Source organism: Burkholderia sp. Bp8998 (assembly GCF_003854235.1).
In the GTDB taxonomy this organism is placed as follows: Bacteria; Pseudomonadota; Gammaproteobacteria; order Burkholderiales; family Burkholderiaceae; genus Burkholderia.
The window spans coordinates 92371-115693 of sequence record NZ_QTQF01000028.1 but is presented as its reverse complement, the minus strand read 5'-3'; the positions used below and the strand labels follow the sequence as shown (position 1 = coordinate 115693).

The 23323-nt window shown below is 68.2% G+C and carries 23 protein-coding genes; 8 read left to right on the top strand and 15 right to left on the bottom strand.

The genetic code is table 11. From position 1 onward, the window contains the following. A partial coding sequence (locus DIE06_RS25680; RefSeq protein ID WP_124663781.1) for an ATP-binding cassette domain-containing protein occupies nt 1-344 on the bottom strand: 344 nt, incomplete at its 3' end. Nucleotides 345-355: 11 nt separating this feature from the next. Then, nucleotides 356-2110 (bottom strand): ABC transporter permease subunit, encoded by a 1755-nt coding sequence (locus tag DIE06_RS25675; protein ID WP_124663780.1) that lies wholly within the window; start codon nt 2108-2110, stop codon nt 356-358. A 443-nt stretch (nt 2111-2553) separates the two neighbouring features. Between DIE06_RS25675 and DIE06_RS25670 the strand changes: the two genes are divergently transcribed. The 3 genes from DIE06_RS25670 (at nt 2554) to DIE06_RS25660 (ending at nt 5143) form a co-directional block, all read left to right on the top strand. Then, nucleotides 2554-3498 (top strand): metallophosphoesterase, encoded by a 945-nt coding sequence (locus tag DIE06_RS25670; RefSeq protein WP_124663779.1) that lies wholly within the window; start codon nt 2554-2556, stop codon nt 3496-3498. A gap of 38 nt (nt 3499-3536) precedes the next feature. Then, nucleotides 3537-3878, top strand: coding sequence for a cupredoxin domain-containing protein (locus DIE06_RS25665; protein WP_124663778.1), 342 nt, complete (start codon nt 3537-3539; stop codon nt 3876-3878). Nucleotides 3879-4003: 125 nt separating this feature from the next. Next, nucleotides 4004-5143: a patatin-like phospholipase family protein gene (locus tag DIE06_RS25660; protein ID WP_124663777.1), complete on the top strand. Its 1140-nt coding sequence runs from the start codon at nt 4004-4006 to the stop codon at nt 5141-5143. A gap of 48 nt (nt 5144-5191) precedes the next feature. Here the strand turns inward: DIE06_RS25660 and DIE06_RS25655 are convergent, their stop codons facing one another. Continuing rightward, nucleotides 5192-5896 (bottom strand): SDR family oxidoreductase, encoded by a 705-nt coding sequence (locus DIE06_RS25655; RefSeq protein WP_124663776.1) that lies wholly within the window; start codon nt 5894-5896, stop codon nt 5192-5194. 121 nt (nt 5897-6017) lie between these two features. Between DIE06_RS25655 and gcvA the strand changes: the two genes are divergently transcribed. The 3 genes from gcvA (at nt 6018) to DIE06_RS25640 (ending at nt 8491) form a co-directional block, all read left to right on the top strand. Beyond that, nucleotides 6018-6917 (top strand): transcriptional regulator GcvA, encoded by a 900-nt coding sequence (gcvA, locus tag DIE06_RS25650; protein ID WP_124663775.1) that lies wholly within the window; start codon nt 6018-6020, stop codon nt 6915-6917. A 131-nt stretch (nt 6918-7048) separates the two neighbouring features. Then, complete coding sequence (locus DIE06_RS25645) at nt 7049-7357, top strand: helix-turn-helix transcriptional regulator (RefSeq protein WP_124663774.1); 309 nt, start codon at nt 7049-7051, stop codon at nt 7355-7357. A gap of 72 nt (nt 7358-7429) precedes the next feature. Continuing rightward, nucleotides 7430-8491 (top strand): alkene reductase, encoded by a 1062-nt coding sequence (locus tag DIE06_RS25640; protein ID WP_124663773.1) that lies wholly within the window; start codon nt 7430-7432, stop codon nt 8489-8491. A 15-nt stretch (nt 8492-8506) separates the two neighbouring features. On the opposite strand, the gene DIE06_RS25635 is transcribed toward DIE06_RS25640, so the two are convergent. Continuing rightward, nucleotides 8507-9034 carry a GNAT family N-acetyltransferase gene (locus tag DIE06_RS25635; RefSeq protein ID WP_124663772.1) on the bottom strand — a complete coding sequence of 176 codons (528 nt, stop codon included), beginning with the start codon at nt 9032-9034 and terminating at the stop codon, nt 8507-8509. 88 nt (nt 9035-9122) lie between these two features. Between DIE06_RS25635 and DIE06_RS25630 the strand changes: the two genes are divergently transcribed. Continuing rightward, on the top strand, nt 9123-9734 hold the full coding sequence (locus DIE06_RS25630) for a LysE family translocator (RefSeq protein WP_124663771.1): 612 nt from the start codon (nt 9123-9125) through the stop codon (nt 9732-9734). A gap of 81 nt (nt 9735-9815) precedes the next feature. Here DIE06_RS25630 and DIE06_RS25625 read toward each other — a convergent pair whose 3' ends face one another. After that, the gene (locus DIE06_RS25625; protein ID WP_260433768.1) at nt 9816-10445 is read right to left on the bottom strand and encodes a hypothetical protein; all 630 of its coding nucleotides are present in this window, start codon (nt 10443-10445) and stop codon (nt 9816-9818) included. A gap of 65 nt (nt 10446-10510) precedes the next feature. Continuing rightward, nucleotides 10511-11434 (bottom strand): phosphatidylinositol-specific phospholipase C, encoded by a 924-nt coding sequence (locus DIE06_RS25620; protein ID WP_185733475.1) that lies wholly within the window; start codon nt 11432-11434, stop codon nt 10511-10513. Between the two features lie 6 nt (nt 11435-11440). On the opposite strand from DIE06_RS25620, the gene DIE06_RS25615 reads away from it, so the two are divergent. Then, the gene (locus DIE06_RS25615; protein ID WP_124663770.1) at nt 11441-12463 is read left to right on the top strand and encodes a LacI family DNA-binding transcriptional regulator; all 1023 of its coding nucleotides are present in this window, start codon (nt 11441-11443) and stop codon (nt 12461-12463) included. Nucleotides 12464-12472: 9 nt separating this feature from the next. Here the strand turns inward: DIE06_RS25615 and DIE06_RS25610 are convergent, their stop codons facing one another. The 9 genes from DIE06_RS25610 to DIE06_RS25570 all read right to left on the bottom strand — a co-directional run bounded on the left by DIE06_RS25610 (nt 12473) and on the right by DIE06_RS25570 (nt 23312). Beyond that, complete coding sequence (locus DIE06_RS25610; protein WP_124663769.1) at nt 12473-13333, bottom strand: carbohydrate ABC transporter permease; 861 nt, start codon at nt 13331-13333, stop codon at nt 12473-12475. Beyond that, a complete protein-coding gene (locus tag DIE06_RS25605) occupies nt 13330-14199 on the bottom strand; it encodes a carbohydrate ABC transporter permease (protein ID WP_124663768.1) in 870 nt (289 codons plus the stop codon). Before DIE06_RS25605 ends, DIE06_RS25610 begins: the two co-directional genes overlap by 4 nt. 34 nt (nt 14200-14233) lie before the next feature. Beyond that, a complete protein-coding gene (locus DIE06_RS25600; RefSeq protein ID WP_124663767.1) occupies nt 14234-15472 on the bottom strand; it encodes an ABC transporter substrate-binding protein in 1239 nt (412 codons plus the stop codon). A gap of 187 nt (nt 15473-15659) precedes the next feature. Next, nucleotides 15660-16868: a porin gene (locus tag DIE06_RS25595; RefSeq protein ID WP_124663766.1), complete on the bottom strand. Its 1209-nt coding sequence runs from the start codon at nt 16866-16868 to the stop codon at nt 15660-15662. 171 nt (nt 16869-17039) lie between these two features. Beyond that, nucleotides 17040-17978: a helix-turn-helix domain-containing protein gene (locus tag DIE06_RS25590; protein ID WP_124663765.1), complete on the bottom strand. Its 939-nt coding sequence runs from the start codon at nt 17976-17978 to the stop codon at nt 17040-17042. A gap of 60 nt (nt 17979-18038) precedes the next feature. Beyond that, on the bottom strand, nt 18039-18629 hold the full coding sequence (locus tag DIE06_RS25585; protein WP_124663764.1) for a DUF3156 family protein: 591 nt from the start codon (nt 18627-18629) through the stop codon (nt 18039-18041). After that, entirely contained in the window at nt 18626-20128 is a 1503-nt protein-coding gene (locus tag DIE06_RS25580; RefSeq protein ID WP_124663763.1) for an APC family permease, read from the bottom strand. The genes DIE06_RS25585 and DIE06_RS25580 overlap by 4 nt, the downstream gene beginning before the upstream one ends. Before the next feature lie 261 nt (nt 20129-20389). Further along, nucleotides 20390-21730: an aspartate aminotransferase family protein gene (locus tag DIE06_RS25575; RefSeq protein WP_124663762.1), complete on the bottom strand. Its 1341-nt coding sequence runs from the start codon at nt 21728-21730 to the stop codon at nt 20390-20392. A gap of 79 nt (nt 21731-21809) precedes the next feature. Then, nucleotides 21810-23312, bottom strand: a complete 1503-nt coding sequence (locus DIE06_RS25570; protein WP_124663761.1) for an aldehyde dehydrogenase family protein — start codon at nt 23310-23312, stop codon at nt 21810-21812. Nucleotides 23313-23323: the final 11 nt, after the last annotated feature.

Genomic DNA, 23323 nt, shown 5'->3' with positions numbered 1-23323 from the left:
GTCAGCCACGGGAACAGCGCGAAGGTCTGGAACACCATCGCGACGCCTTCGGCCGGGCCGCGCAGCGGCTTGCCGAGATAGGTCACGTCACCGCCGGTCGGCTCGATCAGGCCGGCGATGATCCGCAGCAGCGTCGACTTGCCCGAGCCCGAACGGCCGAGCAGCCCGACGATCTCGCCCTCGCGCAGCGACAGGTTCGCATCGTCGAGCACGAGCAGTTCGCCCTGCGACTTGTTGAAGCCGCGGTTCACGTGCTCGACGCGGAGGATTTCCTCGCCGAGACGCGGCGGCTGGAGCGGCTTGGACGTCTGGACGGGGGCGTTGATTACAGTCTGATTTTGCATCGCGCTTACTCTCAATCGAGACGGAGCCGGGATTCCGCATAGGCGTACATCGGACGCCACAGCAGGCGGTTGAACAAGGTAACGAACAGCGACATCACGGCGATGCCCAGGATGATCTTCGGGAAATCGCCGGCCGCGGTCGTCTGCGCGATATACGAGCCCAGCCCGTGCGCGACGACCTTCGTGTCGCCCCACTGCACGAACTCGGACACGATGCTCGCGTTCCACGCGCCGCCCGATGCGGTGATCGCGCCGGTCACGTAGTACGGGAAGATGCCGGGCAGCATCGCCTGCCGCCACCACTGCCAGCCGCGAATGCGGAAATTCTTCGTCGCTTCCTTGTAGTCGTTCGGATAGGACATCGCGCCGGCGATCACGTTGAACAGGATGTACCACTGCGTGCCGAGCACGATCAGCGGCGACAGCCAGATGTCCGCGTTCAGGTGGAAGTGGACGATCACGATCACGAATACCGGGAACAGCAGGTTCGCCGGGAACGCGGCAAGGAACTGCGCGAGCGGCTGGATCTTCTCGGCCAGCGCGGGGCGCAGCCCGATCAGCACGCCGAGCGGCACCCAGACCACCGACGCGATCGCGATCAGCACCAGCACGCGCAGCAGCGTGATGAGCCCGAGCACCAGCACGTGGCCGACCTCACCCATCGTCACGCCGGTCGCGACGAAGCTGACGACACGCCACGCGACGTACGCGGTCAGCAGGATCACGAACGCGCCCCACACGATGTCGCCGACGCGCGACGCGCGACCGTTCGACGCGACGCGTGCGCCGACACCCGTGAACGACGGCACGCGCAACGGAATCCGCGCGGCCTGCGACAGCAGCCAGCCGGCCGGCACGAGCAGCTGATGGATCAGGTGCGTGCGGCGCATCATGTCGAGCAGCCAGGACTGCGGCGCATCGCCCGACGCGGTGTTCTCCATCCGGAACTTGTCGGCCCACGCGACGAGCGGACGGAACAGGAACTGGTCGTACGCGAGGATCACGACCGACATCGCGACGATCACCCAGCCCACGGCGCCGAGGTTCTTGTCCGCGATCGCCTGCGCGAGATACGCGCCGATGCCCGGCAACGTGATCGTCTGGTTGCCGACGGTGATGGCTTCCGATGCGACGACGAAGAACCAGCCGCCCGACATCGACATCATCATGTTCCAGATCAGCCCCGGCATCGAGAACGGCACCTCGAGCTTCCAGAAGCGCTGCCACGACGTCAGGTGGAAGCCGCGCGACACTTCGCTCAGATCGCGCGGCACCGTGCGCAACGACTGGTAGAAGCTGAACGTCATGTTCCACGCCTGGCTCGTGAAGATCGCGAAGATCGCCGCCAGTTCGGCGCCGAGCACGCGGCCCGGGAACAGTGCGAGAAAGAACGTGACCGTAAACGAGATATAGCCGAGCACCGGCACCGACTGCAGGATGTCGAGGATCGGGATCAGCACCATGCCGGCGCGGCGGCTTTTCGCGGCGAGCGTGCCGTACACGAGTGTGAACACGAGCGACGCGACCATCGCGGCGAGCATCCGCAGCGTGGTGCGCAATGCGTATTCGGGCAGGTTCGACGGATCGAGCGAGATCTTCTGGGTCTGCAGGGTCGCGATCGGTGCCATCGTCTGGTGGAAGCCGACGATCGCCATCGCGAGTATGCCGATGATCAGCGGAAACGCGACCGCGTCCCAGCGGTTGGGGAGCACACGCCACGCGGACGCGTTGGCGGTGCGATTCGGATCGAAGAAACTGATATCCATCGGTAGCGTCTTGGTCGAATTGAAAATCGATGGGGGCGGCCGATCGCCGCGTCAGCGGGTGCGGCTCGCTACAGGTTTCCGGGAGTCGGGCGGACGATCGCCGGCAGCCGGACAAGGCAGCGCGAGGCTGATGGTGCGCGTGCGATGGCTGGTCGCACCGCTGGTTTCCGTTGCCGCGCGATTCGGCATGAGAGGCTCCGGAGAGGGGATTCGGTGTCGCAGGCTATCGGGCGGGCATGACGCAAATGTGACGTGTCACTTACAGGACATTGACAGGCCATCCGTCAGCGATCCGTCAGCGCCGCGCAAGCCGCGAGCAACCGCGCCCGATCTCGCCGCACACGGGAATAAATTCGTCACCGCATCGGTATGGCATGCGAAGGCGCCGGCTTACTCCAGGACGATCCGGCCGTCCGGTTTCGTCATATGAATGCGAGGCTCACATGTCTTCATCGACTCCCACCCGCCCGTCGCGCCGCAAGGCCCTGCAATGCATGGCGTTCGGCGGCCTCGGCACGCTGTTTACGCTGTCGGGCGGCATCCTGACGCCATTCGATCTCGCGCTCGCGCAAAGCGGCGCCGCACTCCCCGCGGACAAGGGCCGGCCGCTGTTCGTGCAGATCAGCGACACGCACATCGGCTTCAACAAGGACGCGAATCCCGACGTGTCGGCCACGCTGCGGCAGACCATCGATCTCGTCAACGGGATGTCCGCCACACCCGCGCTCGCGATCCATACCGGCGACATCACGCACCTGTCCAAGGCGGCGGAGTTCGACCAGGCGTCGCAGCTGCTGTCGGCGCTGCGCGTGCCGGAGTTGCACACGGTGCCCGGCGAGCACGACGTGACCGACGGTTCGGGTGCCGAATACTTCAGCCGGTTCGGCAAGGCGTCGGACAATCGCGGCTACTACAGCTTCGATCACGCGGGCGTGCACTTCGTCGCGCTCGTCAACGTGATGCACTTCAAGCCGAACGGGCTCGGCAGCTTCGGCGACGAGCAGCTCGCGTGGCTCGCGCAGGATCTCAAGGGGCAGTCGTCGAGCACGCCGATCGTCGTGTTCTCGCACATGCCGATGTGGACCATCTACGAGCCGTGGGGCTGGGGCACCGGCGACGCGCCGCAGACGATGGCGCTGCTGCGCCGCTTCGGCTCGGTCACCGTGCTGAACGGGCACATCCACCAGATCGTGTCGAAGGTCGAGGGCAACATCACGTTCCACACCGCGCGCTCCACCGCGTTCCCGCAGCCGACGGCCGGCAACGGCCCCGGCCCGGTGCCGCTCACGGTGCCGCGCGACCGGCTGCCCGCGATGCTCGGCGTGACGACCGTCGACTTCGCCGGCCATCCGGTGGCTGCTTCGCTGCACGACACGACGCTGGCCTGATCCCCGATCCCCTGATCCCGACAAGCAAGGAGACCGACATGACCTTCTTCAAGCCCTCGACACTGGCGGCCGCGCTGATTCTGGGCGCGGCCGCCGCCGGCACGCCGCTCGCCGCATTCGCGCAGCCCCCGGCCGGCCCGCTCGTGACGATCCACAACTTCATGTTTTCGCCGATGTCGACCACGATCAAGGCCGGCACGACGGTCACGTGGAAGAACCTCGACGCGGAACCGCATACGGTCGTCAACGACACGGGCGTCTTTCACTCGAATGCGCTGGACCAGGACGAAACCTACTCGTTCCGCTTCGACAAGCCGGGGGTGTACAAGGTGTTCTGCGGGATTCATCCGTACATGAAGGAGACCATCACCGTGGAATGATGCGGCGCGCCGCATGACGCACGACACGCGAAGCTCCGACACAGCGGAGCGAAGCCCGACGATCGCCTACACTGGTTCCAACCGGCCGGCGCCCCCGCCGGCCGTCACCGACCGAGAGGCAAGCGATGACGGCAAGTCAACCCGCACACCCGAAGCTACCCGGGCAGGTCGTGCTCGTGCTCCAGGGCGGCGGCGCACTGGGCGCCTACCAGCTCGGCGTATTCGAGGCGATGGACGCGGCGGGCATCCAGCCCGACTGGGTCATCGGCACGTCGATCGGCGCAATCAACGCGGCGCTGATCGCCGGCAACGCGCCAGGACACCGCGCGCGGCGGATGGCCGAGTTCTGGGACCATGTCACCGAACGGCCCGCGGTGAATGTGCCGGGCTTCCCGACGAGCTGGGACAAGATCGGCGCCGAGCTCGCCGTCATCGGCGCGGGGATTCCGGGCTTCTTCCGGCCGAATCCCGCCGCATGGCTCGGGCCGCTCGCGCGCGTCGGCGTCGAGCGCGCTTCGTACTACCTGGTCGAGCCGCTGCGCGACACGCTCGTATCACTCGTCGACTTCGACCTGCTGAACGCCGGCCGTCCGCGACTGACCGTCGGCGCGGTCAATGCATGCACGGGCGCGATGCGCTATTTCGATTCGCGCGACCGGCCGCTCGGCATCGAGCATGTGATGGGCTCGGGCGCACTGCCGCCCGCGTTCCCGGCCGTGCGAGTCGACGGCACGCCCTACTGGGACGGCGGCATCTATTCGAATACGCCGGTCGAGGTCGTGCTGGACGATACGCCGCGCCGCAACTCGATCATCTTCTCGGTGCAGATGTGGAATCCGGTCGGGCCGGAGCCGCAAAGCATCTGGCACGTGTCGGAGCGGCAGAAGGACATCCAGTACGCGAGCCGCACGGACAGCAACATCGCGCGGCAACAGCAGATCCACGGGCTGCGCCACGTGATCAAGGAACTGGTGATGCGGCTGCCGGAGGCGGAACGCACGTCGGCCGACGTGCAGGCGCTCGCCGCGTGGGGCTGCCAGACGACGATGCACGTGATCAAGCTCGCGGCGCCGCGGCTCGACGGCGACGATCAGTGGAAGGACATCGACTTCACGCCGGACGGCATCGCGGCGCGCCGGCAGGCCGGGTTCGACGCGACGATGCAGGCGATCGCCGCGCGGCCCTGGGACCTGCCGATGGACCCGACGGAGGGGCTCAGCGTGTGGAGCCCGGAAGAAAACAGGATCGGCGAGCGGCACAACTGATGCCGCCGGCGCAACGTCCACGCGCGCGCCGTCCTGCCCGCCGTCGGCTTACAGTGCGCGCACGATGCCGCCGTCGACGCGAATGTTCTGCCCGGTGATGTAGCCGGCGCCTTCCGACAGCAGGAACGTCACGGTCTGCGCGATCTCCTGCGTCTTGCCGAAACGGCCGGCCGGAATGCGGGCGACGATCTCGGGCGTCTCCGGCCAGCTGTCGATGAAGCCGGGCAGCACCGAATTGATGCGGATGTTGTCCTTCGCATGACGCTCGGCGTACAGGCGCGTGACGGAACCGAGCGCCGCACGCAGCGCGGACGACACCGGCATCGCCTGTTCGGGCGCGTCGGCCGCGAAGCTCGAAATGTTGACCACCGCGCCGCCGCCCTGCTTCAGGAAGACGGGCGTTACCCGGCGCAATACGCGAACGACGTTGAGCACGATCAGGTCGAGCCCTTCGTGCCACTTGTCGTCCTCGATGGTGAGCAGGTCGCCCTTCGGCGGATGCCCGGTGTTGTTGACGACCGCATCGATACGGCCGTACTTCGCGAGCGTCTCGTTCACGAAGCGCTCGATGTCGGCGTCATTGGTCACGGATCCCGCCACGCCCAATCCGCCGAGTTCCTTCGCGAGTTCGACCGCGCTGCCCGACGGCGACATCAGCGCGACGCGATAACCGTTGTTCGCGAGGTCGCGCGCGATCGCGGCGCCCATGCCCTTGCCCGCCGCCGTCACCAAAGCCACTTTCTCTACAGTCATGCCGTTCTCCCGGATAGGTTGGCTCAGCGCCGCAATCGCCGTTCCAAAGCGCCACTCTAGAGCTCTATAATCGGCGTGTCGAACGATGATTTCTCCATCCACCCTGTAGAATTTCTACTGCATGAAGGCGCTATCGCGTACCCGCCGGTTCCCGCCGCTCAATGCGCTTCGCGCGTTCGAGGCCGCCGCGCGACACCTCAATTTCCGGCTGGCCGCCGACGAACTCGGCGTGACCCAGGGCGCGGTGGCGCAGCAGGTCAGGCATCTGGAGGACGTCGTGGAGGTGCAACTGTTTCTGCGCCTGCCCAGAGGGCTGGCGCTGACGCGCGAAGGGCTCGAGTACTTTTCGTCGGTCCAGCGCGCGCTGCAGATCATTGCCGATGCGACGGACGCCCTGGAGCAGCGCCCCACGGTTCTGGCGGTCAGCACGACACCGTCGTTCGCGTCGAAGTGGCTGATTCCGCGCCTGTCGGATTTCAGCCGCCTGCACCCCGACATCGAGGTTCGCGTCATCGCCGACGAACGGCTCGCGTCATTCAGGGCCGACGGCGTCGACATCGCGATTCGCCTGAGCAAGCCGCCGTTCCCGGCCGGCCTGGTCGCGGAGCGGCTGTCTCCGCTCGGCATCTTCGCCGTCGCCAGCCCGAAGCTGCTCGACAGCGGCCCGCCGATCCGGAACCCCGCCGACTTGTCGAAGCACGTGCTGTTGCACGACGCGCACGATCTGTGGCCCGAGTTCATCGACAAGCTCGGTGGCAAAGGCCTGGCCAATCCGACGAAAGGGCCGCGGTTCAGCCAGTCGCTGCTCGCCATCGATGCCGCGGTCGCGGGGCAAGGCATCGCGCTGACCAGCGAACCGCTCGTCGAGCGCGACATCGCGGAAGGCAGGCTGCGGCGCGTGTTCGATTTCTCGTTTCCGATGTCGCTCGGGTTTTACGTGGTGTTTCCGCAGGCCAATGCGCATTCGGAAGCGCTCGAGGCCATGCGCCGCTGGTTGTTCGCGCAGTACGGGCAAGCGTGATCCGCCGAAATCGTGGCCGATCAACAACCCCACTCGGATCAGTGCCTTCCCGCATATCGTCTTTTTCCGATATATGATTCGCCCATCGACGATACCCGTTTGCACCGGTTTTCCGAACACCCACCCTTTCCATGCCGACCGAACTCGACATCGACGCGATCCTGAAAGCGCTTTCGAACCCCGTGCGCCGGGAAATCCTCGTCTGGCTGAAAACGCCGGGCGCGCATTTCCCGGAGCAGACGCTGCCGTACGACCACGGCGTCTGCGCCGGGCAGATCGACGCGCGCTGCGGGCTGTCGCAATCGACCGTCTCCGCGCACCTCGCGACGCTGCAGCGCGCGGGGCTCGTGACGTCGACGCGGATTGGCCAGTGGGCGTTCTTCCAGCGCAACGAGGCCGTCATCGACGCATTTCTCGGCGCCCTGCGCCGCGAACTCTGACCCAGGCCATGCGGGCCGCACGCCGCGCACGACGCGACGGCCATCCCGCCTTTCGTGAAGAGGTTACCTGCCATGCCCACCCTGTTCGACCCCGTTACCCTCGGCGACCTGACCCTGCCGAACCGCGTCGTGATGGCGCCGCTCACCCGCGCCCGCGCCGGCAGCGCGCGCGTGCCGAACGACCTGATGGCCCGCTATTACGCCGAGCGCGCATCGGCCGGCCTGATCATCAGCGAAGCGACGTCGGTCACGCCGCAGGGCGTCGGCTACGCGGACACGCCCGGCATCTGGTCCGACGAGCAGGTGGAGGGCTGGAAGCGCGTGACGCAAGCCGTGCATGCAGCCGGCGGCCGCATCGTGCTGCAGCTGTGGCACGTCGGCCGGATCTCCGATCCGGTGTTCCTGAACGGCGACCTGCCGGTCGCGCCGAGCGCGATCGCCGCGGGCGGCCACGTGAGTCTCGTGCGTCCGCAGCGTCCGTTCGTGACGCCGCGCGCGCTCGAACTCGATGAAATTCCGGGCATCGTCGCCGCGTACCGGAAGGGTGCGGAGAACGCGAAGCAGGCCGGTTTCGACGGCGTCGAGATCCACGGCGCGAACGGCTACCTGCTCGACCAGTTCCTGCAGGACAGCACCAATCGCCGCACCGACGCGTACGGCGGCCCGATCGAGAACCGCGCGCGCCTGCTGCTCGAAGTGGTCGACGCGGCGATCGACGTGTGGGGTGCGGGCCGTGTCGGCGTGCACCTGGCACCGCGCGGCGACGCGCACACGATGGGCGATTCGGATCCGGCCGCGACGTTCGGCTATGTCGCGCGCGAACTCGGCCGCCGCAAGATCGCGTTCATCTTCACGCGTGAATCGTATTCGGGCGATCACCTGAGCCCGCGTCTGAAGGAAGCATTCGGCGGCCCGCTGATCGCGAACGAGCAATTCACGCTCGAATCCGCGCAGGAGACGCTCGCGAGCGGCAACGCCGACGCGATCGCGTGGGGCAAGCTGTTCATCGCAAACCCGGACCTGCCGCGCCGCCTCGAACTCGGCGCGCCGCTGAACCAGCCGGTGCCGGAGACGTTCTACGCCGAAGGCGAAACGGGTTACACCGACTACCCGGCGCTCAGCGACGCGGCCTGACGGCCGGCGCCCCGTTCATGCGCGCGCGTCCGCGCGCATGAACACGCGCTGCGTCTCGTCGAGCCCGCGTGCGACGTGATGCATGCGGATCGCACGCAGCGTGTCGTCGAGCGATGCGTCGTCGATGATGTGAAAGCCGAGACGCGCGTAGTACGGCGCATTCCACGGCGCGTCGCGGAACGTCGACAGCACGACCTGTGCGATGCCGTCTTGCGCGGCGCGCGTCATGATCCGTTCGATCAGGCGCGCGCCGATCCGTTGCCCCGCATGCGACGGCGCGACATCCAGTTCCTCCAGATAAATCCGCCGCGCATCGAGCAGCCGGTAGAACGCGAAACCCACGCACGCCCCCGCTTCGTCCGTCGCGACATACGCGCGACCGTCGTCGATTCGCACCAGCACGTCGGCCGCATCGGTCGGCTCGCCGTTGGCGATGTCGGGCATGCCGATGTCGCGAAAGCGCTGGGCGGCGGCCACTTCCACGGCGGCCATCGCGGCCGCGTCTTCCCGCGTGGCGGGACGAATCCGGATCGATACTGTCATCACGACGAGGTAGGTAGGCAGGCAAGGACGGCCGTCACTATAATCGAAACTTTCATACCTTTCGAACGCCCTGCCCACGAGGTTCGTCATGACGCTGTCCGCGCTCGCCGTGTTCGCCATCGCCCTGCTCGTCACCGCCGGCACGCCCGGCCCGAGCGTCGCCGCGCTCGTCGCGCGCGTGCTGACGAACGGCGTGCGAGACGTGCTGCCGTTCCTCGCCGCGATGTGGATCGGCGAGGCGCTGTGGCTCACGCTGGCCGTCGCCGGGTTGTCCGCGTTCGCGCGCACGTTCGAGACGGGGCTGCTCGTGCTGAAGCTGCTCGGCGTCGCGTACCTGCTGTTCCTTGCGTGGAAGATGTGGACCGCGCCGACCGACACGAAGGCTGGCGACCTGCCGCGCGGCCAGTCGCCGTGGCGCATGTTCGTCGCCGGCACGCTGGTCACGCTCGGCAATCCGAAGATCATGCTGTTCTATCTCGCGCTGCTGCCGACGATCGTCGACCTCACGCATGTCGGGGTCCTCGCGTGGGCCGAGCTCGTCGGCACGATGCTCGCGATCCTGATCCTCGCCGACTGCTTCTGGTCGCTGCTTGCTTCGCGTGCGCGCGCGTTTCTCACTTCGGCACGCGCGAAGCGGATCGCGAACCGCACGAGCGCGACCGCGATGGCGGGAGCAGCAGTGGCGATCGCGACGCGTTGAACGGCTCATTCGCACGACATCTCGTCGTTGCGGAACGGGCGGGGCGGCGGGCCGCCACGCCCGCCGCCGCACCACAGCACGTTACGGTGTCCCGGCGCTGCAGCAATAGGCCAGCAGGAATGTCGCGGTGCCGGCGTCGCCCTGCACGATCGCGCGCATGTCGCCGTTCAGCTTCGCCATCGCTGCCGTCACGTAATCCGGCGCGGGCAGCTTGGCCGTATTGAAGTCGTGCACCGCAACCGCGACCGGCCGGTTGTCCCTCGTCTTCGGCGAGGCCAGCGCCCGGTCTTCCGCCGCGAATCGCTGATCGCGCGTGGCGACCGCGCCGACTTGCCCCGCGCAATAGCCGTGCGTTCCCGACATGATGTGAATCGTGTGCCCATCGCCGCTCATCCCGGCCGCGATGGTATTGAGTGCCGCTGCGACGTCCCTGACGGTGCAGGGGCCGTGAAAGCCCCAGATCTGCACCGCGTTCGGGGTGTCCTTCATGATGTTGACGAGCGTTGCCATGAGCTCTCTCCTTGCAGTCTGCGTGGCGGAAGGTTCGCGTAGCGGCCGGCGCGGCTTTCCGCGACGCCATTCCCGAGCCGGCGCGATGCCGGCACGCGGTGCCCGTTGCTCCCCGCCGAGTTGAAAAACATGCGGATATCCGCCGACGGGCTCGATCGAACCGCGCACGCCCACGGACGGTTCAACCTTATCCGTCGGCATCGGTTCGCAACATGGACCGCGCGTCACACATTCGGCAACGGGCCGATCTTCACGGGAGCCGGTCGCTACTGGCAGCCCATCGACTGGCACCGCTCGCCCGACGCGGGCGCGTGATCGTTGCACGCGACCAGCGCCCGCACCAACGCCCAGTCATCGTCGTCGCAGAAATCGAGCAGCATCGCACCGCATGTCCCACGTTGCTCACGCAACCGCTCGGCGAGCCTCGTCTGAATCCCCTGCACCCGGCCATCGCCGCGCGCGACCGCCGACGGATTCGCGCCCATCCCCGTCCCGCTGCAAAAATTGATCGCCCAGCGGCCGCTCCCAGGCGACGGCATGCCGCTCAGCAGCGCATCGATCACCCGCCACTTGTAGTGGATCGACCCGGCGACGGGCACACGGTATTCGTCCTGGATCACGAACGCCGCATCGGGATGATCGATCGTGAAGGTTGCGTTGTCGGGCCAGGCGGTCAGGTCGATGCCCAGCGGCCGGCTGCTGCGGAACCGCCGCAACAGCACCGCGGTGCCGCGCACGTCGCCGAGCGCCGGCAGCGCGCCGCCCGCATGCCAGCGCAACCGCGGGTGCCGCGCGCAATGCGCATCGAACGTCGCATCGAAACTGCGCGTGCACGCATGCGCGGGCCATTCGTCCTTCACCGACATCACGATGCATTCGCGCGGATGCATTTCGAGAAAGCGCGTGCAGTCCGCGAGCACGTCGTCGAACGACATGCCGAGCGCGATCCCGCCGTGATGAATGTCGAACGCATCGCGCCGGTGCCGGCAGCGGATGTCGAGCAGCCGCACGCCGTGCGCGAGTTGCGCAGCGAGCGGCGCGCGTTGCGTGCGCACGAGCGGATCGTCGACCGTATACGCACAGGTGTCATGGCTGCCCGGTAGGGTCAGCGTATGCAGCGGCCGCGCGTCGTCGAGTGCCGACATCCAGTCGGCCAGCGGCGTGGAGGTTTCGTGTCGCGAAGGGATCATGAATCGATGACGGACAAGGAAAGAAAGACGTGGGTGACCGCGTCGGATGTCGCCGTGCGGGCCGGCGTGTCGCGCTCCGCGGTGTCGCGCGCGTTCTCGCCGACGGCGAGCATCGCGCCCGAAACGCGCGAACGCGTGATGGTGGCCGCGCGCGCGCTCGGCTACCAGGTCAACCTGATCGCGCGCGACATGATCACGCAGCGCAGCAGCATGATCGGCGTCGTGACGGCCGGGTTCGAGAATCCGTTCCGCGCGCGGCTGCTGTCGGACCTGATGGCCGCGCTCGGGCAGCGTGCGTTCACGCCGCTCGTGACCAATGCGGATGACCCGCATCAGGTCCGGCAATCGCTCGAACGGCTGCTCAGCTACCGGATCGCGGGCCTCGTGATGACGTCCGCGTCGCCGCCGCTGTCGGTCGCACGACAGTATCTCGACCACCGGATCCCCGTCGTGATGATCAACCGCGAAGCGAACCTGCCGGGCGCGGATGTCGTCGTCAGCGACAACGCGGCAGGCGCCGCCCATGCCGCGCAACGGCTCGTGCGGGCCGGCGCGCGCCGGCTCGCGTTCGTCGGGCCGCGTACCGCGAGCTACAGCGCACGCGCGCGCGCGGATGCGTTCGAGCAGGCGCTGCAACGCGGCGACGCGTTCGATACGACGCTCGTGCACGTGATCGATACGCGCGCCGACACGCATGCATGCGGCATCGATGCCGCGCGGCGACTGTTCGCGGCCGGCGAGCGCCCGGACGGCGTGTTCTGCTCGTCCGACCTGCTCGCGCTCGGCGTGATCGACGCCGCCCGCGATGCGTTCGGCTTGCGCGTGCCCGACGACCTGCGCGTGATCGGCTTCGACGACATCCCCGCCGCCGAATACGACGCCTATCGGCTCACGACGCTGCGCCAGGACACGCAAGGCCTCGCGCACGCGGCCATCGACCTGCTCGCCGACCGGATCCGGACGTTCGACGGCGCCTCGCGCACGCGTGTCGTGCCGGTTACGCACGTGGTGCGGCATAGCTGCGCGTAACGCGTCGCGTCACTTCAGCCCGCCCGCGAAACCGCGCAGCAGGTAGCGCTGCACGTACCCGGCGACAGCCAGCGTCGGCAGCGACGCCAGCAGCCCCGCGCTCATCAGGTCGCCCCAGTCGATGCCGTTCTCCGTCACGTAGCCGGCAATCGCGAGCGGCAGCGTGAAGCGGCTCGGCGTCGACACGAACAGCAGCGCGATCAGGAATTCGTTCCATGCGGCGATGAACACGAAGATCGCGGTCGCGATCAGCCCCGGCGCGCACAGCGGCAGCACGATCTGCACGAGCCGCCGCGCGCGACCCGCGCCGTCGATGCACGCGGCCTCCTCGTATTCGACCGGCACGTCGCGCACGAACGCGAGCAGCATCCAGATCGCCATCGGCAGCGCGTAGATCTGGTAGGCGAGCATCAGCCCGAGCGTCGAATCGAGCAGATGCAGGCGCTTCGCGAGCGCGAACAGCGGCACGGCGATCGTGATCGGCGGCATCAGCTTCAATGCCAGCACGAGCATCAGGAACAGCACGTCCAGCCGCGCCGGAAACCGCAGCCGCACGAGCGCGTAGGCGGCCGGAAACGCGAGCGTCAGCGCGAGCAGCGTCGTGCCGAACCCGACCAGCAGCGAATTGGCGAGCGGCGCGCCGATACCGTTCGACCACACCGACGCGAAATGCTCGAGCGTCGGTGCGGCCGGCCAGATCCGCAGCGGATGATCGAGGCGCTCGAGCGTCGGCATGAACGCCGCGCCGGCCATCCACAGACACGGCAGCAGCAACAGCGCGAGCGCGACGATGCGCAGCACCCACGGCGCCGCGTGACCGAATGCGGCCCCCGTTCGCGCTTGCGCGACGTGTGGGGATCGCGCCGTCATGCGCGCCGCTTGCGAACCGTCTGCCATACGTACCCCGAAACCAGCAGCGCGGACGCCGCGAGCATCAGCACCGACGCGGCACTCGCCGGCCCGACGTTGAAGAAGCGGAAGCCCGTGTCGTAGATGTAGGTCGACAGCGTCTGCGTCGCGTTGCCGGGGCCGCCGCCCGTCAGCGCATAGACCTTGTCGAACAGCTTGAACGTGTCGATCGAGCGCAGCAGCAGCGCGAGGCCGATCTGCGGCGCCGCGAGCGGCAGCGTGACGTCGCGCAGGCACTGCCATTCGCTCGCGCCGTCGGTGCGCGCGGCTTCGTACAGCTCCTGCGGGATCGATTGCAGCCCGGCCAGCACGATCAGGAACGCCATCGGCGTCCACTGCCACACGTCGACGAGCGCGAGCGACCACAGCGCGAGATGCGGATCGGACAGCCAGCGCACGCCTTCGATGCCGAACGCGGCGAGCAGCGCGTTCAGGAAGCCGTCGAAATTGAGCCAGTTGCGCCAGATCGCCGAGCACACGAGCGTGGACAGCATCATCGGCAGGATCGCGAGCGGCAGCGCGAGGCGCCGCCCGGGAAACGCGCGCACGAACAGCAGCGCGAGGCCGAAGCCGAGCGCGACCTCGACGAGCGACGCCGCGATCGTGAAGCGCAGCGTGTTGCCGAAGCCGGCCGCGAACGCGTCGTCGCCGAGCACCGCGCGATAGTTCGCGAGCCCGATGAACGCGCGCCGGCCGGCCGCATAGTCGACCCGGCAGAACGAGTCGACCAGCACCTGCGCGACCGGGTACAGCGCAAGCGCGGCCAGCACCAGCAGCGCGGGCCCGAGCAGCGCGACGAACGGCAGGCTGCGGCCGAGGGCTTTCATGCGCGGATTCCGGACGATGCCTGACGACGGGCCGTCACTTGCCGGCCGCGACCATTGCCTGCGCGATCTTCTGCTGCGCCTGGCGCAGCGCGGCGTCGGGGGCGGCCTGCCCGGTCAGCGCGAGCTGCAGCTGATCGCCGAGAATGCTCTCGACCTGCTGCCAGTCCTTCACGCGCGGCCGCGCACGACCGGCCTCGAGCGCCTTCAGCTGATCGGGATACCAGCGGTACTGGCGCACCAGCGCCGGATCGGTGAACACGCTGCGGCGCGTCGGCGGGATGCCGATCCCGGCGAGGCGCGTTTGCGTGTCGCGCGAGCTCAGGTAGGCGAGGAAATCCTGCGCGAGCTTGGCATGCGGCGCATCCTTCGGAATGCCCATCTGCCAGATGCCGAGCATCGGTGCCGGGCCGGCCGTCTGTCCGGGCGGCGGCTGCAGCGCGATCTGCCCGACCACGCGCGACTGCTTCGGATCGTCGAGCGCCGGAATCCACGCCGGCCACACCTCGATCGACTGAGCGGCCGTGCCTCGCTGCAGCGCGTCGCGCACTTCGGCGGCGCCATACACGTCGACGTCCTTCGGCGCGGAGGCCTTCAGCGCGAGGAACGTCTTCAGCGCGGCCTGCGACTCGCGCGAATCGATCGTCACGTTGCCGGCACGGTCGAACACGTCGCCGCCGTAGGCCCACAGGATCGGCAGGAAGCCCGTCACGACCGGATTACCCTTGGTACCACGGAACACGACGCCCGACACGCTCTTGTCCGCGCCGCCAACGGTCTGCGCGATCTTCAGCACATCGTCCCAGTTGCGCGGCGGCTGCAGCTTGTACTTCGCGAGCAGATCCTTCCGGTAAGCGAACATCTCGACGTTGCCGACGATCGGCAGCGCGTACAGCGCGCCCGCCGCGTTGCGGCCGAGCGCGACCGCGGACGGCACGAGATCGGTGTCCGCGAGCGACGCCGGCAGCGGTTTCAGCCAGCCGTTGCCGATGAATTCGGGCGCCCACGTGTCGTCCATCATCACGAGGTCGTACGTGCCGGTGCCTTCGCGCATCGACAGCTTCAGCTTCTGGTACAGGTTCGCGTTCGGCAGCTTGAGCAGCTCGATATCGGTGCCCGGATGCAGCTTCGTGAAGCCGGCGACGGCGTCGGCCAGGCCCTTGCCGTAGATGTCGTCGCGGCCCGCGATGACGAGATCCGCCGCGAAGGCGTGCGAGGCGGCAAGGGACAGCGCAACGGCGGCGGACAGCGCGCGCAGGCGGCTCAACAGGGTCATGAGGTCTCTCTCGATCGGCGTGGTGGCGGGTCGGCCGGGCGTTGCACACGTGTGCAACGCGGGCGGCGCTTCGGGCGGCCTGAAGCGAACGCCATTGTTCACGTCGATCGTTAAGAATTTGTGGCACGCGGCGAAACCGGCCACTATCGCGGCCGTCCGCCTCGCGCATGTCAGCCCACGTGCACCATCAGAAGTTCACCCGAATCCCGGCCATCACCGCGAGTTGCCGGCTCGAATTGCTGTTCGCGAGCACCGGGATCTGTGCGTAGTTCACCGCGTTGCCGTTCGCGTCGGTGCCGAGCCCCGTGCCGCTCGCGATCTGGCCGATCGCGACCGCATACAGCGCGGTGCGCTTCGACAGGCTGTAGTTCGTGCCGACGTTGACCTGGTGGAAGCGCGTCGTGCCGCGCCCGTCGGTGTGCGTGGCGTTGAAGATATACGCGACGCCGCCCTGCAGCGCGGGCGTGAACATGGTCGTGACGTTCAGCTCGCCGATATCGAACGTGAACGCCTGCGTGCGCGGCTGCGCGTCGGTCGAGAAGTAGCGGCTGTCGCCGAGGCGCGTATGCGTGTAGGTCAGCGCGACCGTCGCCGCGCCGAGCGTCACCGAGCCGCCGGCGCCGAACGCGCGCATCGAGCCGGCGTCCTGCAGCAGGCAATACATCGCGCCCGGGTTGCTGCACGCGAAGTCGCCGATATAGCCGCTCGCGCCGCCGAGCGCCGCATCGAGCGGCTGGTGCAGGTCGAGATAGCCGACCGAGAACGCGACCGGCGCGCGGGTATAGGTCGCCGCGACCGCATAACCGCGCTTCGCGGAAAAGTTGCCGGCCTGCCCGCCGAAGCTGAACGTGCCGCCGAACGTCAGGCCGTTGAAGTCCGCGCTGGTGAACTTCACCGCGTTGTTGAAGTTGAACGCGGCGTTGAGGTTGTCGACGTCGCCGAGGTGCGAGCCGTACGGCGTCGCCCAGTTGTTGCTGGATACATAGGCGCCAAGCATGTCCGTGTACGAGTCATATTGCCGGCCGAGGCCGAGCGTGCCGATCGCATCCTGACGCAACCCGACCCATGCCTGCCGGCTGAACGCGGTGCCACCCTGCAGCGCCTGCCCGTTCGCCGACAGGAACTGCTGCTCGAGCGAAAACACCGCGCCGAGCCCGCCGCCGAGCGGCTCGGCGCCCTGGAATCCGAAGCGGGACGGCACGAGGTTGCCGCCGCCCATCTGCCATGCATGGCCGCCGCCCGTGCTGCCGTCGGCGCGCGTGAACTGCTGGTTCGTCGAATAGATGATGCCGGTGTCCACGGTGCCGTACAGCGTCACGCTGCCGGAGGTCTGCGCGTGCGCGTGCATGCACCCCAGCGTGGCCGCGGCCGCGGCCAGTCTTCGTCCGATCTTCATGTCCCGCCCCTCTGATGTCATCGATTCGCAGTGCAAACCGATGGTGTTGTCGATATGGGTGGCAGGACTTTATCCAGCGAAAATTCGGGACCCCTATCCCAAATCAGCAAATGGTGAAGCGAACGGGCGACGCACGACGACACCCGGCGGCACCGTCCCGGCGCGCAGACGTCATTCGGGGCGCAAGGTTTGCGACGGCAGCTCGCCGAACAGGTCGCGATACTCGCGCGCGAAATAGCCGAGATGCGTGAAGCCCCAGCTCGCGGCGGCCTCGCCGACGCCGAGCTGGTGCGCGGACGTCGTGCGCAGCAGGCGCCGCACCGCGTTCAGCCGGATGGTACGCAGATAGCCGACGGGCGTGACGTCGGCGACGCGCTGGAAGCTCGTCTGCAGCGTGCGGCGGCTGCAGCGCAGCGCGCGGCACAGTTCGAGCACGGTGACGGGTTCCTCGGGCCGGTCGCGCAGGTGCTTCTCGCAACGGCTGACGATATCGCTGTAGGTGGCGTGCGTGATGTCGCGGCGCTCGACGCCGATGCCCTGCTCGAGCGCATCGAGGAACATGCCGAGCATCGTGTCGCGGAACATCTTGCGGGTGGCCGCATATTCGAGGCAACCAGGGTTGCGCTGCGCGTCGTCGATCAGCGACGACAGCCGCGCGCCGAGCGCGACGCCCTGCGCGTCCGACAGCCGCGTGACGTGCCGCAGCTTGCGCGCGCCGGCCGCGCCGAATTCGGCTTCACAGAGCTCGTCGACCATGTCCGACGCGGCGCTGATCCCGACCAGCCCCATCCCTTCCGGCGTATGGAATTCGAAATCCTCGCCGGCGCGCAGCGCGAGCAGCGCATAACCGTCGACCGGCTGGCCCTGGAACGTGCCGGCGAGCGGCACCGACAGCGGCACCGCGAGCGACGTGCGCCCGGCCGGCGAGAGGCCGGTTTGCGCGACACGCCGGTTGGTCGTCTCGCGGAAGAAATGGAAGTCGTCGTACAGCACCTGCGTGACGGTGCCCCTGAACCGGCCCGGCGTCATCTGGCGGTAGACCTGATGCCAACCCGCGATCGCGAGCCCGTGGTCGTGCACGTCTTCGTGTGAGCGTGACTGGAACAGCATCGGCATCTCCGGTAAAACCCTGATTCCACGTTGCGGCCGCACGGCGCGCAGCGGCACAGCTTACCCCCGCAAAATTCCGCGCAGTGCGGTTTCGAATGCAAGACAGGCCGCCGACAGTGCGGCGGCCTGCTCGCCGGTCACGCGGACATAGCGGCGAAACGCCGGCATCCGGTTCACGACCTCGCTGCCGCCGAACGGCACGACGGCGAGCGTCCAGCGCCCGTCGCGCGCGGCGATCGTGCAGTCGGTCAGGTGCAGCGGGCGGAGCGCGTCGGCAAGTGACGAATCGGCGACGAGCGCGGCCACCGTCCGCACGAATCCGGGGGCGCATCCCGGCGCAGGCTCGGCCGCGACGCCGGTGCGCCGCAGCCAGCCGGTCTGCAGCACGCGTGCAACGCCCTGCGCGGCCGGACCGTCCGCGTTGATCGACACCTGCACGCTGACCGTATGCATCAGGAACTGACGGTCGACGCGTTCGTCGACGCGCACGCGCACGCCGTTCGGCAACCGGGCCGTCGCGTCGCCAGCGGCGCCGACCACTTCGCGCACCGCACCGAGGTCGGCCAGCACGCGCGCGGCGATCGCGCCGGGCCGGTGCCCGGGCGGCGGTGCATCGGGCGCGCCGCGCCACCGGGCGAATGCGAGCCTCACGATGCGACGTGCTCGTTGCGCAGCACTTCTTCCACCGGCACCGGCCTGAACGGATGCCGGCGCTGCACGACGACCGTCCAGAACAGCGCATAGAGCGCGGTGAGCCCGAGCATCGCGCCGAACGGCACGTAGATGTCGCGCGCGTTCATGCCAGGCGGCGTGATGTACCAGATCGCGAGCACGATGCCGACGCTCGACACGATCTGCGGCAGCGGGAACAGTGGCGAACGGTACGGGCGCGGCAGGTCCGGGCGGCGGATGCGCAGCATCACGACCGACGCGGTGACGAGCAGGTACGCGGTGCCCCATGCGCAGGTCGCCGCGAGCACGAGATGCATGATGCTGTCGAGATTGCCGTTGATCAGCCATGCATGGAAGATCGGCACGACCGCCGCCGCGACGATGCCGACCACCGGCGTCTTGAAGCGCGGATGCAGGTACGCGAAGCAGCGCGGCAGCGCGCCGTCGATCGCCATTCCGTACAGGATGCGCGGCAGCCCGGCCATCAGCGTGTTGATCGTCGCGGCGCCCGCGCACAGGAACGCGATGCCGAACCAGATGCGGCCGAAGGGCCCGAGCACCTGCAGCGCGAACGCGGGAATCGCGCCCGGCGTGTCGAGCAGGTGCGTGAGGCCGTCCGGGCTCACCGGCACGTTCGCGACCTGGCGGCGGATCGCCGCGCCGTACAGGAACATGCAGATCGCGACGCCGACGAGGCCGAGCGCCATCGCGCGCGGAATCGTCCGTCCCGGCGCCTTCATTTCCGGCGCGAGCGGCGTGACGAACTCGCAACCGACGAACATGAACATCGCCATCCCGACCAGCGACAGCACGGCCGGCACCGACGTGCCGACTTCCGAGCCGCCGAACCAGCCGTCGAGATGCACGGCCGGCGCGGCCGCGAGCCCGAGGATCCCGAAGATCATCAGCGACAGCCACATGCCGGCCGTCAGCACGATCTCGAGCTTGCTGAACACCTTGATGCCGATGATGTTGGTGATCGCGAACGTGACCACGAGGCCGACGCCGACGAGCCACGAACTGTTGTGCTTCTCGAACGCGGCGTTCAGCGATTCGAAGTTCACGAGCGCCATGATGCCGCTCAGGATCGTCTCCGCCGTGCCGGCGAACACGTGCACGAGGAAATACGCGGAAATCGTGCCGGTGATCGCCCAGAAGCGGCCGAGCCCGCACGACAGGTAATCGTAAACCGAGCCGGCCGTCGGCAGCATCGCGGCAGCTTCGGAGAACGTCGTCGCCTGCGCCTGCATCATCACGAACGCGATGATCATCGCGACCGCGAACGCCCAGCCGCCCATCCCGAAGCCCGACGTCGCGGTGAGAATCACCGGGCTCGCCATGATGAGGCCGACGGCACTCGCCAGCGCGGTCGGAAATCCGACCGCGCCCGCCTTCAGCACCGTGCCGCCGCCCGCTTCAGCCGACGCACCGGCGGGCGTATCGCCCGCGGCGCCGGTCATTCCAGACCATCCGGACATCCTTGTCTCCTTCCTTGGTCGGCCGGCGCCGGCGCTGCGGCGCCCGCTCCGTTCCGTGCTTCGCGGTCGGCCCGGGGCGACGCTTCAACGCGTCGGCACCCGGGCCCCTGTCGATTCAATCCTGATCCGATGTCGAAAAAATACGCAGGCAAAATAATCCGGTCATAGCGCAAATCGGCAAACCGGCGGTGGCGAACGGGTTATCCCGCCCTCCACCGCCGGTTCGGCGTCACGCGCTCACGGCATCACGGCGTTTCGGCCTCACGCGAACGGCACGGCCTCGAAGCCCGCCGCGAGCGCGTCGACGATCCGGTCGAGTTGCTCGCGCTGGATCACGAGCGGCGGCGACAGGATGATCTTCGTGCCGACCGGACGCACCAGCACGCCATGCTCGCGCGCCACTTCCGCGACCGCGTTCGCATAGCCGGACAGCGGGTCGATCGGCTCGCGGGTCTGCTTGTCCGCGACGAGATCGAGCGCGAGCATCAGCCCCTTGCCGCGCACCTCGCCGACCGCCGCGAAACGCTGCGGGAACGACTGCAGCGCCTCGAGCAGATACGCGCCCTGCTTCGCCGCGTTCGCCGGCAGGTCCTCCTTCACGACGATGTCGAGGCTCGCGATCGCGGCCGCGCAGGCAACCGGGTGCCCGGCGTACGTGTAGCCGTGCATGATCGCGCCGCCGAAGTCCGCGTTCGCGGCGAATGCGTCCTCGATCCGCGCGTTCACGGCCGTCGCGCCGAGCGGCACGTAGCCGGACGAGATCCCCTTCGCGAGACACATGATGTCCGGGCGCACGCCCCAGCCGCGGCTGCCGAACAGGCTGCCGCTGCGGCCGAAGCCGGTCACGACTTCGTCGGCGATCAGCAGTACGCCGTAGCGGTCGCACACCTCGCGCACGAGCGGCCAGTAGTTGGCCGGCGGCACGATCACGCCGCCCGCGCCCTGCACCGGCTCGGCGATGAACGCGGCGACCGTGTCGGGGCTCTGGAACTGGATCTCGCGCTCCAGCATGTCCGCGCAGATCCGGCCGAGTTCCTCCGGATCCTGCGTGAACGGGTTGCGGTACAGCCACGGTGTCTCGACGTGGAAGCAGCCGGGCAGGTTCGGCTCGTAGTTGCGGCGGAACACCGTGTTGCCGTTCACCGACGCGCCGCCGAAGTGCGTGCCGTGATAGCCCTGCTTCAGCGAGATGAACTTGGTGCGGTCGGCCTGGCCGCGCACCTTCCAGTACTGGCGTGCGATCTTCAGCGCGGTCTCGATCGAGTCGGAGCCACCCGAGCTGTACAGCACGCGGCGCATGCCTTCCGGCTCGAGCATGTCGATCAGCTGCTTCGACAGCTCTTCCGCGCGCGGATGCGAGATGCCGTCGAACAGCTGGAAGTATTCGAGCTCGTCGAGCTGGCGCATGATCGCGTCCTTCACTTCCTGGCGGTTGTGCCCGACGTTCACGTTCCACAGGCCCGCGACGCCGTCGACGAGCTGCCTGCCGGTTTCATCGAACACGTAGCAGCCGTCGCCGCGCACGATGCGGATCGGCTTGCGCTGTTTCATTTCGTTCGGGTGCAGCATCGGGTGCCAGAACTTCGCTTCGTTGTAGCTCATTGCAGTCTCCACTTTCGGATCGTTTGAACCTGGATCGCCCAGGGTCGAGGTTCGAGGTTGCCGGATCTGGCGCCGCGCGTCAGTGCGCGATGCAGACGGATTTGGTTTCGGTGAAGCCCTCGATCGCGTACTGGCCGAACTCGCGGCCGATGCCCGATTGCTTGTAGCCGCCGAACGGCATCGACGGGTCGAGCGGAATGTGACAGTTCACCCACACGGTGCCGGCCTCGATCCGCGGCACGAGGTTCATCACGCGCTTCAGGTCGTTGCTCCAGATGCTCGCGGCGAGGCCGTACGGCGACGCGTTCGCGAGTCGCACGGCGTCGGCCGCATCGTCGAACGGCACGACGACGATCACCGGGCCGAACACTTCGTCGCGCACGATCGCGCTGTCCGGATGCGGATCGGCGATCACGGCCGGCTTCACGTAGTAGCCGGGCAGGTCGTCGGCCGGCGTGCCGCCCGCGAGGAACGTGAGACCCGCGCGGCGCGCGCGTTCGATGTGCTGGACGACCGTGTCGCGATGGTGCGCGGACACCAGCGGGTTGATCTGCGCGGTCGTGTCGAGGCCCGCGCCGAGCTTCATCGACCGCGCGACGCCCGCGAGGCCGTCCGCGAGCTGTGCGAACTTGCTGCGGTGCACGTAGATGCGCGACGCCGCCGCGCACACCTGCCCCTGGTTGAAGAACGCCCCGGCGGCGACGCCGTCGAGCGCCTGCGCGACGTCGACGTCCTCGAGCATCACGATCGGGTTCTTGCCGCCGAGTTCGAGCGAGAAGCGCGTCATGTTCTGCACGGCCGCCGCGCCGACCAGCTTGCCGGTCGCGGTCGAACCCGTGAACGAGATCTTCGCGATCGACGGGTGGCTCGACAGCGCGGCGCCGCACGTGCGGCCGCCGGTGACGACGTTGAACACGCCGGGCGGCACGCCGGCTTCACGCGCGAGTTCGGCGAGGCGCAGCGCGGTGAGCGGCGTTTCCGGCGACGGCTTCAGCACGATCGTGCAGCCGGCCGCGAGCGCCGGAATCAGCTTCCACACCGCGATCATCAGCGGGAAATTCCACGGCACGATCGCGGCGGCCACACCGACGGGCTCCTTGCGCGTGTAGGCCGTATAGCGCGCGCCGGGCGGGAACGGGATCGACACGTCGAGCGTCTGGCCGGTGATCTTGGTCGCCCAGCCGGCCATGTAGCGCACGTATTCGACACTCGCGCCGACCTCGATCGCGCGCGACACGTGGATCGACTTGCCCTGGTTCAGCGTTTCGAGTTGCGCGAGCGTTTCGACGTCGGCTTCGATCAGGTCGGCGAGCTTCAGCAGGATGCGCTCGCGGTCCGCCGGGCGCAGCCCGCTCCACACGCGGGTGTCGAATGCCTGCTTCGCGCTGGCGACCGCGCGGTCGACGTCGTGCGCGTCGGCATCCGCGACCGTCGCGAGCCGCTCGCCCGTCGCCGGGTCGTACACGTCGAGCCGCGCGGCCGCGTGCGCGGGCTGCATGGCGCCGTCGATGAAAAGGCCGAAGTCGCGTGCGACGAAGGTGCGCACGGTGTCGCTGACGGCGACGAAGTTCGTGGTGCTCATGGGCGTCTCGA

Coding starts and splice junctions, on each gene's coding strand:
- DIE06_RS25675 (WP_124663780.1), bottom strand. CDS start 2,110: ATGGATATCAGTTTCTTCGATCCGAATCGCACCGCCAACGCGTCCGCG.
- DIE06_RS25670 (WP_124663779.1), top strand. CDS start 2,554: ATGTCTTCATCGACTCCCACCCGCCCGTCGCGCCGCAAGGCCCTGCAA.
- DIE06_RS25665 (WP_124663778.1), top strand. CDS start 3,537: ATGACCTTCTTCAAGCCCTCGACACTGGCGGCCGCGCTGATTCTGGGC.
- DIE06_RS25660 (WP_124663777.1), top strand. CDS start 4,004: ATGACGGCAAGTCAACCCGCACACCCGAAGCTACCCGGGCAGGTCGTG.
- DIE06_RS25655 (WP_124663776.1), bottom strand. CDS start 5,896: ATGACTGTAGAGAAAGTGGCTTTGGTGACGGCGGCGGGCAAGGGCATG.
- gcvA (WP_124663775.1), top strand. CDS start 6,018: ATGAAGGCGCTATCGCGTACCCGCCGGTTCCCGCCGCTCAATGCGCTT.
- DIE06_RS25645 (WP_124663774.1), top strand. CDS start 7,049: ATGCCGACCGAACTCGACATCGACGCGATCCTGAAAGCGCTTTCGAAC.
- DIE06_RS25640 (WP_124663773.1), top strand. CDS start 7,430: ATGCCCACCCTGTTCGACCCCGTTACCCTCGGCGACCTGACCCTGCCG.
- DIE06_RS25635 (WP_124663772.1), bottom strand. CDS start 9,034: ATGACAGTATCGATCCGGATTCGTCCCGCCACGCGGGAAGACGCGGCC.
- DIE06_RS25630 (WP_124663771.1), top strand. CDS start 9,123: ATGACGCTGTCCGCGCTCGCCGTGTTCGCCATCGCCCTGCTCGTCACC.
- DIE06_RS25625 (WP_260433768.1), bottom strand. CDS start 10,445: ATGCCGACGGATAAGGTTGAACCGTCCGTGGGCGTGCGCGGTTCGATC.
- DIE06_RS25620 (WP_185733475.1), bottom strand. CDS start 11,434: ATGATCCCTTCGCGACACGAAACCTCCACGCCGCTGGCCGACTGGATG.
- DIE06_RS25615 (WP_124663770.1), top strand. CDS start 11,441: ATGACGGACAAGGAAAGAAAGACGTGGGTGACCGCGTCGGATGTCGCC.
- DIE06_RS25610 (WP_124663769.1), bottom strand. CDS start 13,333: ATGACGGCGCGATCCCCACACGTCGCGCAAGCGCGAACGGGGGCCGCA.
- DIE06_RS25605 (WP_124663768.1), bottom strand. CDS start 14,199: ATGAAAGCCCTCGGCCGCAGCCTGCCGTTCGTCGCGCTGCTCGGGCCC.
- DIE06_RS25600 (WP_124663767.1), bottom strand. CDS start 15,472: ATGACCCTGTTGAGCCGCCTGCGCGCGCTGTCCGCCGCCGTTGCGCTG.
- DIE06_RS25595 (WP_124663766.1), bottom strand. CDS start 16,868: ATGAAGATCGGACGAAGACTGGCCGCGGCCGCGGCCACGCTGGGGTGC.
- DIE06_RS25590 (WP_124663765.1), bottom strand. CDS start 17,978: ATGCTGTTCCAGTCACGCTCACACGAAGACGTGCACGACCACGGGCTC.
- DIE06_RS25580 (WP_124663763.1), bottom strand. CDS start 20,128: ATGTCCGGATGGTCTGGAATGACCGGCGCCGCGGGCGATACGCCCGCC.
- DIE06_RS25575 (WP_124663762.1), bottom strand. CDS start 21,730: ATGAGCTACAACGAAGCGAAGTTCTGGCACCCGATGCTGCACCCGAAC.
- DIE06_RS25570 (WP_124663761.1), bottom strand. CDS start 23,312: ATGAGCACCACGAACTTCGTCGCCGTCAGCGACACCGTGCGCACCTTC.